This is a genomic window from Fulvivirga kasyanovii, assembly GCF_009711405.1.
GTDB classification, from domain to species: Bacteria; Bacteroidota; Bacteroidia; order Cytophagales; family Cyclobacteriaceae; genus Fulvivirga; species Fulvivirga kasyanovii.
The window spans coordinates 1-8,861 of sequence record NZ_SMLW01000535.1; the positions used below are offsets into that span (position 1 = coordinate 1).

Sequence of the window (8,861 nt, forward strand, 5' to 3'; positions counted from 1 at the left end):
CCTCTACCCTTTTTAATTCTTTAAGCTTTATTAATTATAAGAGAATTTATCCCAAAATGGGACGATCCTTAATTGAATTTAAACCTTAACAAACTGAATGTCAAAAACTTACCTATATGGTATTCCTATTGTTGTGGCTACAAAGACTATACGCTAATTCCAACTATAAAACTACAACATGAGAACAGTATTAGTAGTAGATGACTTTGCCAGCATCCGCAAGGTCATTGTCGACACATTAAAACGCCATGGGTTTAATACAGTAGAAGCTTCAGATGGCAAAGATGCGCTCGACACGCTAAAAAGCTCTGAAACCACCATCGACCTCGTACTATCAGACTACAACATGCCGGTAATGAATGGGTTTCAATTATTACAGGCAGTAAAAGGTGATGATGAGCTAAAGCATCATCCCGTAGTATTACTCACTTCTGAGAAGGCCAACGATAAAAAAATGATGGCCAAGAAAGCAGGCCTCGACGCCTGGGTCGAAAAACCTTACAAAATCGACAACTTCATTAACCTCCTGAATTACACCATAGAGAAAAGCAAGAAGAATGGCTCAGTATGATCAAATGTTCAGGGAAGAGGGTAACGAGCAGCTAGAGATAGCTGAGCAAGCCCTTCTCTCGTATGAATCGCATGCAGATATTGGCTATATAGAGGAAGCTTTTCGCGCTCTACATACCTTTAAAGGTGGCGCCCATATTTTCGCCTTAACGAACTTGGGTGATTTTGCCCATATGATCGAATCTGTATTGGATGGTATACGTCATGGGCTCCTGACAGATGAACCACGTATTGCTGATAAGTTATTGAAGTACCTTGACCACCTCAAAAAGCTGATGAATGATCCTGAATTGAAGGACTCTCAAACCCAGCTTAAAAACAACCAGTTGGTCAAAGAAATAAAAGCCCTTTCTTCCAAAATATCGGATGCGATCAAGAAAAGCGATCAAAGTAAAGAAACTGCACTTTTGGAGGCATTCATTGAGCAGGAAGATGAGGAAAATATCAGTACCTATTATCTGACTATTCAACCTCTGATTGATATAGAGAGTGGTTCGGGACATCCTGTATTCGGGATATTGGAAGACATTCAGGAAATGGGCAATCATAAGTTGGTACCGGCTTATAAAACTGATGGCAGCACTATAGAAAGGTGGGACTTGTATGTAGCTTCTCAGGCCACGAGGGAAGACCTGGAAGCGCAGTTTATGTTCATAGAAGATGAAGTCGAGCTTGCTGTACATAAAATTGCGAACTTCAACCTTTTCAATGAGTTGGGGTTCGAAGAGCTTTTAAAAGTGCTCGACAAAACCCCTACTGAGCAAAAACTCTCTGAATTAACGGATTATGTAGGCTCTTTAAAGGAGACTATGGTTGCTGATAGTGAGGACTCAGATGCCCCCGGCAAGGATAGTAAATCAAGCAGCATCAGGGTTTCTACATCAAAGATAGATGTGCTGATGAATCTGGTCAGTGAGTTGGTAACTGATCAGGCAGGTCTTAAAATGATGGTCTCTACTGACCCTGACCCTCAGTTCGAAGGGCTGGTGGAAAATATAGAAAGACACATCAGGCAACTCAGGGATATTGCCTTTGAGATGACACTGGTACCTATCGACCGGCTTATGGGAAAATTCAGAAGGCTGGTAAGGGACTGTGCCATCTCTATCAATAAAGAGGTGAATTTTAAAGTAACCGGTGAAAATACCGAGTTGGATAAGATCTACATAGACACTTTGTCCGACCCTATCATGCATATTTTAAGAAATTGTATTGATCACGGCATCGAATCACCGGAAGAGCGCAGCAAGAAAGGTAAACCAGCTATTGGAACCATATCATTGGATGCGTACTACTCAGGAGCTTATGTACATATTGAGATCAGCGATGATGGCCGGGGATTAAATACCCAAAGCATTCAAAACAAAGCTCTGGAACTGGGCCTGATCAATGAAAATGATAAACTATCAACTTCTGATATATATGAACTGATATTTCAGCCCGGCTTTTCTACTGCCAAAAATGTAACCAACGTTTCCGGCAGAGGAGTGGGTATGGATGTGGTCAAGAAAAATATTGAGGACATACATGGTGAAATAAGTATCAGCTCAGAGGCTGGAAAAGGCACCAAATTTACTATTAAAGTACCTCTAACCCTTTCCATCATCGATGCCCTGCTGGTTAAAGCGGATCATTCCCACTTTGTGCTGCCATTGCAAGTGGTGCATAAGTGCTATGAGCTCAGGTACGACTCCCTGACCGATGATTTTAATAATCTGCTGGTGCTTGATGATAAACAAATACCATTCATTGACCTGAGGTCGGAGTTCTCTTTAGAAAAAACGCCGGTGCCCGAATACTGCAATGCCATAGTAGTGAAATGCAGAAAGATGGAGCTGGCGATTATCACGGATGAGATCATCGGCGAATACCAGGCGGTATTGAAGTCTGTAAGTGAATATTATAAACACCAGGAGTTTGTCTCCGGGGCTACCATTCTCGGCGATGGGTCTGTGGCACTTGTACTTGATGCAGACAAACTTGTGGAACAAAAAACTAAACTAGCATGAATCCTGAAACAGACACTACCACAGCACTTAAATCCTTTCTGAGTTTTAAGCTGGCTGATAAAACCTTTGCCCTTGAGGTAGAAAAGGTTATAGAAATAATAGAAGTACCAAAGATCACCTCTATCCCCAAAGCACCTGCTCACATGAAAGGGGTGATCAATCTTCGCGGACAGGTACTGCCACTGATAGATACCTGTGTGAAATTCGGACTACCGGAAATAGAACCCGACCTGAATACATGCATCATAGTCATAGACCTGCTGCTAAAGGAAAAAACGATTCGCTTTGGCGCCATGGTATCCCAGGTACTTGAGGTACTGGAAAAAGAAGAAGGCCAGATCCATGCTTCGCCAAGTATAGAGGCCAACTATAACCTGGAATTTGTGAAGGGCATCATTAAGGAGAATGAGGACTTTATAGTAGTACTGGATATAGACAAGACTTTTTCGGTGGAAGAAGTGAAGTTAATGAAAGATACAAATGAGAAGAAGACCAAAGCATCTAAGACGAAATAAACCGTTTGATATGAATAGAAATACATACAAAATATTATTCCTATCCATCGCATTCATTTTAGCGATAGATTGCGCCCAGGCACAGTTTAATGTAAGTGCCAATTTCAGGGCCAGATCAGAGTACCGCGATGGCTCGCGAATATTACTGGATGATACCCGTGAGCCAACGTTCGTTTCATCCCAAAGGACCCGCCTGATCACTAACTACAAAGACGACAGGTTCGAAATTAATATTGCAATTCAAAACGCAAGGATTTGGGGTGCCGATGATGAAAGGGCCAATGTACCGAATATCAACCTGGCCGAAGGCTGGGTAAAGTATTACCTCAGTGAAGACAAGGAAGGCTTTGCCGTAAAAGTTGGAAGACAGCACCTGGTATTGGACGATGGCCGTATTTTCGGTATGAGAAACTGGAATGATATTGCTGTTTCCCACGACCTGGCCATGCTCGAGTTTAACAAGTCTGACTGGGACATCAAGCTTGCCGGCGGGTATAACAACGATGGCAATAAGTACGAGGAAAGTGCCTACGATGTGAATTATTACAAATACCTGGCTGTATTATGGGCCAACAGGCAGATTAGCAGCAACCTTTCCGCTTCTATATTGACATCCGTAGATGGCAATGAAGACCCCGACGATTTCAAAAAAGTGTATCCCCGCTATACCTCAGGAGTTTACCTGAAAGGGGGCAATAAAAAATCTGCTTTTGGCGTACAAGCCTCTTTTTACTACCAATATGGTGAGCATACATCAGGGCTAAAGCAGCGGGCTTACATGTACTCAGTAATCCCTACTTACAACATAAATAAAAAGCTAAAAGCTGTTGCAGGTATAAACTTCTTTAGTGGCAATGATCAGGTAGACCCTGATGGTACCAACAGGTCATTCAATAAATTATTTGGAGACGGCCATCGCTACTATGGCTACATGGACTACTTTCTGAACATAGAAAGCAATACCAATGGCGGCGGGGTAAGAAATACATTTGCGAGCCTCTTTTACAAATTTAGCAACAAATCAGAGCTGGAGATTTCATATCACAATTTTGCATTTGGTGGTAACTACATGGACCCTGAAACTTTAGATGCTGCGGACAATCAACTGGGCAATGAAATTGACCTCCAGTTCAAGCATAAAATAAATGATTACTTAAGCACAAGAGTCACCTATGCCACCATGTTTGCAACTTCCTCCATGGAGCTTATCAAAGGGGGTGACCATGAGCGGTACCAACAGTGGATTGCAGTCATGTTGATCGCTAAACCACAATTATTCTCATCAGACAAAAAAGATCAATAATACACGACCATGAAAAAGACAAAATTCACAACGAACCAGCGTATAATCGGAATTTTCGCCTTCGTATTACTTATTTCGGTTTCGGGTGCCATCTATAACTCATTGCAAACCCAAAAGTTGAAAGCTGAAATAGAGAAAATCTATAAAGACAACTTATTGAGTATCGACTACCTCATTGAGGCAGACAGGGACGCGTACCAGTCAAGCATAGCCATATCTCACGCATTATCTGAAAACGTGCAAGCCAATGAAGGTGAGTTTAGCACGGCAGTGGAAGATATAAAAATCAACCTGGAGCAGGTGCATGAGCGATATTCTAATTTTTTCGAAATCTCAGCTTTTACAAAATTGGAAAAGTACGATGCCTATGATACTTACGATGCGCAGTTCAGGGAAAAGTATGACGAATTAACCGTACTGAGCAACCAGATAACTTCATTGCTCAAAAAGGAAGATTTTGAGCAAGCCAATGAGGTATATTATGGCCCATATATGGCAGCCTTCGAACCCATGAGATCAGCTATGGACAAGTATACTGATTTAAGCCTCACTTCTTCTGAAGAGGCCTACCAGGCAGGCATGAGGCTAAGCGAGGGTATTTTCAGAAACTCCATGATCGTGGTCTTGCTGGTGATGCTTTTCATTATTGCGGGCGGGTTCTACCTCAAAAGCAGTATTTCCAGGCCACTGAATGAGGCTATGGACATTGTGGATAAAATTGCAGCCGGTGACTTGAGAATAAAGATTGAAAAGGAAAGATATAACAGAAAAGACCAGATCGGATTTTTACTGCATAAGATGGACGATATGCTAAAGAGCCAACGCAATGTAATAAAAACTGTAATGGCAGGGGCTGAGTATATCAATAAAGCCAGTGTAGAACTGAGCGAATCTGCCGGACAGCTCTCTCAAGGTGCTTCGTTGCAGGCAAGTTCGGTTGAAGAAGTTTCAGCGTCTATGGAGCAGATGACTTCCAACATTATGCAGAATACTGATAATGCCAAAGAAACGGAGCAAATAGCACTGAGCTCAAACAATCAGGTGAAAAAGTCTAACGAGGCCGTACTGGAAACCGTGGACTCGATGAATACCATTGTTAGAAAAAACTCGATAATAGGAGAAATAGCCAGACAAACCAATTTGCTTGCCCTTAACGCTGCCGTAGAAGCCGCCCGCGCCGGGGAGCACGGAAAAGGTTTCGCCGTAGTAGCTGCCGAGATCAGAAAGCTGGCTGAGCGCAGTCAAAATGCCGCCAAAGAAATAGATGATATTTCCAACAGCAGTGAAAAAGTGGCCCGTACGGCCGGTGATATGTTGAGCAAACTGGTGCCGGAAATTGAAAAAACCAGCAACCTGGTAGCCGAGATCAGTGCTGCCAGTCTGGAGCAGAATGATGGGGCCAACCAGATCAATGAAGCTATTCAACAGCTTAACTCTGTTGTTCAGCAAAATGCTGCCAGTGCAGAAGAGCTGGCTTCCAATTCGGAAGAGCTAAATAACCAGTCAGATACACTGAGAAAAGCTATTTCATTCTTCAAAATAGAAGGTGATGAGATGGATGAACCGGTCAGTCCATCAAACGGAGCTTCTGCCCGGGTAAAAGCCGATAAGCCTACTATAAAGCAGGCCAAAAAAGAATACGGCAAGACAAACGGGAAAGGCCAGGAAAAATCCAAAGGTTTTGAGCTGATCCTTAAAGACCCTAAAGACGACCTCGATAGTGGTTTTGAGAAATATTAGTGTTATGTTCAGGAGATCCTGCCGGCCTGCCCTTAGTTAGCACCAGCAGGATCATCAGGTATTTAGTATGGGATCACAGACAATGCAAGGATTTATTAAATTGGGCAACCCCATAGAACTCAGCGATAAGGAATTTTATAAGCTGAGTAAATTCATCTATGACAACTATGGAATAAACCTGCCCATCACTAAAAAGACCTTATTGGAAAGCAGGTTACAAAAGCATTTACGCAAGCTGGGCACCACTTCTTTCCAAAAATACATTGATAATATCTGTAGTGGCACCGAAAGCGAGGAAGTGGTCAATATGATCAACCTTGTATCGACTAACAAAACCCATTTTTTCCGGGAGTCCCTCCATTTTTCATTCTTACAAAAAGAGGTATTGCCTCATGCCAGGCCCTCGGCTAAAGACAAATTCCAAATCTGGAGCGCCGCCTCCTCCACGGGTGAAGAGATCTACAGTATAGCCATTACTTTAGAGGAGTTTTTGGCAAAAAATGGCCAGCATATAAGCTATTCTATTTTAGGTACGGATATATCAACGGATGCCTTACAGGTGGGCAATAATGCCATTTACAGTGAAAAACAAGTAGAGGGATTGCCCCTGGATTTGAAAAAGAAATACCTGCTGAAAAGTATAGACAGAAAAGAGGGGAAAGTAAGGGTGATAAAAAAAATAAGGGACAAAACGCTGTTTAAACGTTTTAACCTTATCCAGGACAGGTACCCTGCGCCAGAAACATTTGATGTGATATTTTGCAGAAATGTATTGATCTATTTTGACAAACCCACCCAGGAGCGGGTTATAAGAAATCTAGCCAGGTGTTTGCGGGTAGGAGGATATTTGTTTTTAGGGCATTCGGAGTCGTTAATGGGCATAGACTTACCGCTCAAACCCAGGGTACATACGGGATATCAAAAAATGTCGATATGCTAGTATCTGCCTGGATGAACACGGACTATTTCCTGAAACCGGGAGAATTGATTGTGACGAGAAACCCTATTTATATAACCACAGTTCTTGGAAGCTGCATTTCCGTCAGCCTTTTCGATCCGGTGCTAAAATTAGGTGGCATGAACCATTACATGCTGCCCTTCTGGAACGGACGCGACCAGAATCCGTTTAAATATGGAAATTGCGCCATCAAAGCATTGGTCGAGAGAATGGTCAATAATGGCGCTGTTCGCGACCGTATGGTAGCCGGGATTTTTGGCGGGGCCTGTAGCAGCACCTCAGTATTCAAAATAGGCTATCAAAATACCATGATAGCACAAGAGGTGCTTCATGAACAGGGCATTAAAATACCTGAGCAAAATGTAGGTGGAAAGTATGGTAGAAAAATCAGGTTTTCGGTATCAACTAATGAGATAATAATTAACTATTTGAATTGAGAAAATTTGAAAAAGCCGATAAGTGTTCTCATAGTAGATGATTCAGCGTTGATCAGAAAGCTTCTGACGGACATTTTGAATTCAGACCCCGATATAGAAGTGATGGCTGCTGTAGGCGACCCTTATTTTGCGGCTAAAAAAATCAAAGAACAGTTGCCTGATGTCATCACGCTGGATATAGAGATGCCCCGGATGGACGGCCTTACTTTTCTGAAAACAATCATGTCGCAGAAACCGATGCCGGTGATTATTTTATCGAGCCTAACGGAAAGGGGCAGCCAGACAGCCCTGAAAGCGCTGGAATTTGGGGCACTGGATGTAATCAAAAAACCTACCATGACGGCCCTCCGCAACCATGACGACCGCCTTCGAAATCATTTGCTGGACTTGGTAAAGGCGGCGGCTGTTGTAAAAAACACCAAACTTAAAAAGCTCCACACCACTAAAAAGGCACCTGTACAGGAAGTCAAGGTTCCGGTTTCTTCAAAAAGTATGATAAAAACCACTGAGAAGGTGGTGGTAATAGGCGCCTCAACCGGTGGAACAGAGGCCATAAAAGAAATATTGACGGCGCTTCCGCACGACTCCCCTGCCATTGTAATCGTACAACACATGCCCGAAGCTTATACCAAGGCATTTGCCGACCGGCTCAACCAACTTTGCAATATCACCGTGAAGGAGGCTTCTAACGGTGACTCCCTCATCAGAGGCCAGGCTTTGATAGCACCGGGTAACTACCATACCGTAATCAGAAGAAGCGGGGCAAGGTACTACGTTGAGGTGAAGGAAGGGGAACGGGTCAACAGACACCGCCCCAGTGTAGATGTGCTGTTCGACTCAGCAGTGCAATACCTGGGCAAAAACTGCGTAGGCGTACTGCTTACCGGCATGGGCAAAGATGGCGCAAAAGGCCTGCTGAAGCTCAAAGAAGCAGGTGCCTATACGGTAGCCCAAAACCAGGAAACATCTGTAGTGTTTGGCATGCCCAAAGAGGCTATAAAACTGGAAGCAGCCCTTGCCATAGAGCCTTTACAAGATATACCCTCGATTATCTGTCAGCAAACCATGCAGTAAGCTTTGTTCTATTGCTTTGCCCGCGTGTATGACCTCACCCGGTAACGGGCTGTAGGTTAGCCTTGGCCGGAATACCCTCTCCGACCCGGAGATGGAGTTTTTGACTTTGCTAGTTGTTTGGTTGATTTTAACGTATGATGTCACACTCAAAATGGCCTGAACTGCGCCCAGAAACTGTCATTCCAGAATTTTCGTGCATGAGTGTGTTTTATGTAGGAAAATGATGAAAATATCTGGAATCTCCCGGATCGTAGC

General features: G+C 43.3%; 8 protein-coding genes. All 8 read left to right on the forward strand.

All coding sequences use genetic code 11. From position 1 onward, the window contains the following. Nucleotides 1-178 precede the first annotated feature (178 nt). The 8 genes from E1163_RS12240 (at nucleotide 179) to E1163_RS12275 (ending at nucleotide 8,606) form a co-directional block, all read left to right on the forward strand. A complete protein-coding gene (locus E1163_RS12240) occupies nucleotides 179-571 on the forward strand; it encodes a response regulator (protein ID WP_155172059.1) in 393 nt (130 codons plus the stop codon). Further along, nucleotides 558-2,579, forward strand: coding sequence for a chemotaxis protein CheA (locus tag E1163_RS12245; protein ID WP_155172061.1), 2,022 nt, complete (start codon nucleotides 558-560; stop codon nucleotides 2,577-2,579). The genes E1163_RS12240 and E1163_RS12245 overlap by 14 nt, the downstream gene beginning before the upstream one ends. Then, nucleotides 2,576-3,094: a chemotaxis protein CheW gene (locus E1163_RS12250; RefSeq protein ID WP_155172063.1), complete on the forward strand. Its 519-nt coding sequence runs from the start codon at nucleotides 2,576-2,578 to the stop codon at nucleotides 3,092-3,094. The genes E1163_RS12245 and E1163_RS12250 overlap by 4 nt, the downstream gene beginning before the upstream one ends. Before the next feature lie 10 nt (nucleotides 3,095-3,104). Further along, nucleotides 3,105-4,397, forward strand: a complete 1,293-nt coding sequence (locus E1163_RS12255) for an alginate export family protein (protein ID WP_185156066.1) — start codon at nucleotides 3,105-3,107, stop codon at nucleotides 4,395-4,397. Nucleotides 4,398-4,406: 9 nt separating this feature from the next. Then, nucleotides 4,407-6,137 carry a methyl-accepting chemotaxis protein gene (locus tag E1163_RS12260; RefSeq protein ID WP_155172067.1) on the forward strand — a complete coding sequence of 577 codons (1,731 nt, stop codon included), beginning with the start codon at nucleotides 4,407-4,409 and terminating at the stop codon, nucleotides 6,135-6,137. A 67-nt stretch (nucleotides 6,138-6,204) separates the two neighbouring features. Next, nucleotides 6,205-7,077: a CheR family methyltransferase gene (locus tag E1163_RS12265; protein WP_221417991.1), complete on the forward strand. Its 873-nt coding sequence runs from the start codon at nucleotides 6,205-6,207 to the stop codon at nucleotides 7,075-7,077. Then, nucleotides 7,071-7,532, forward strand: a complete 462-nt coding sequence (locus E1163_RS12270) for a chemotaxis protein CheD (RefSeq protein WP_155172071.1) — start codon at nucleotides 7,071-7,073, stop codon at nucleotides 7,530-7,532. The genes E1163_RS12265 and E1163_RS12270 overlap by 7 nt, the downstream gene beginning before the upstream one ends. 6 nt (nucleotides 7,533-7,538) lie before the next feature. Continuing rightward, entirely contained in the window at nucleotides 7,539-8,606 is a 1,068-nt protein-coding gene (locus tag E1163_RS12275) for a protein-glutamate methylesterase/protein-glutamine glutaminase (RefSeq protein WP_155172073.1), read from the forward strand. Nucleotides 8,607-8,861: the final 255 nt, after the last annotated feature.

Bases quoted from the DNA above. Each gene is read 5' to 3' on its own strand.
- E1163_RS12270 (WP_155172071.1), top strand. From the start codon at position 7,071: ATGCTAGTATCTGCCTGGATGAACACGGACTATTTCCTGAAACCGGGA.
- E1163_RS12265 (WP_221417991.1), top strand. From the start codon at position 6,205: ATGGGATCACAGACAATGCAAGGATTTATTAAATTGGGCAACCCCATA.
- E1163_RS12255 (WP_185156066.1), top strand. From the start codon at position 3,105: ATGAATAGAAATACATACAAAATATTATTCCTATCCATCGCATTCATT.
- E1163_RS12245 (WP_155172061.1), top strand. From the start codon at position 558: ATGGCTCAGTATGATCAAATGTTCAGGGAAGAGGGTAACGAGCAGCTA.
- E1163_RS12260 (WP_155172067.1), top strand. From the start codon at position 4,407: ATGAAAAAGACAAAATTCACAACGAACCAGCGTATAATCGGAATTTTC.
- E1163_RS12240 (WP_155172059.1), top strand. From the start codon at position 179: ATGAGAACAGTATTAGTAGTAGATGACTTTGCCAGCATCCGCAAGGTC.
- E1163_RS12250 (WP_155172063.1), top strand. From the start codon at position 2,576: ATGAATCCTGAAACAGACACTACCACAGCACTTAAATCCTTTCTGAGT.